The sequence below is a fragment of the Streptococcus sp. HMSC065H07 genome, assembly GCF_001837325.1.
GTDB lineage: Bacteria > Bacillota > Bacilli > Lactobacillales > Streptococcaceae > Streptococcus > Streptococcus salivarius_H.
The window spans coordinates 1-354 of sequence record NZ_KV832040.1 but is presented as its reverse complement, the minus strand read 5'-3'; the positions used below and the strand labels follow the sequence as shown (position 1 = coordinate 354).

1 protein-coding gene is annotated in these 354 nt (G+C 41.5%); it reads right to left on the bottom strand.

Annotation, left to right across the window (positions count from 1 at the left end; translation table 11 throughout):
- On the bottom strand, positions 1-354 hold a 354-nt coding region (locus HMPREF2637_RS08090; protein ID WP_083320408.1), incomplete at both ends, for an LD-carboxypeptidase.

Here is a 354-nt window from a genome sequence, read left to right as displayed (position 1 = left end):
GCAACATTTCTTTGTCTAACTCACAAATGTCTGCTAGAAATGATTGGCCGTAGAAAGTATTGACCCCTAGCTTATGCAACATGAGGTGGTTCATGGTTGTATCCGAGAAACCGAGAAAAATCTTTGGTTTGATAACCTTTTGTAGTTGGTCATTTTCAAAGAGGTAGGGTAGCAAGCGATAGGTATCGTCTCCACCAATGGCACATAGGATCATGTCGATGCTATCATCAGAAAAGGCATGAATCAAATCCTCTGCACGAGCTTCAGGATGTTCTTTGATAAAATCTAAGCCTTTTAGTGAATGGGGCAAAAAGATAGGATTGAGTCCCAGGTCCTTGAGACGTTGAATACCCA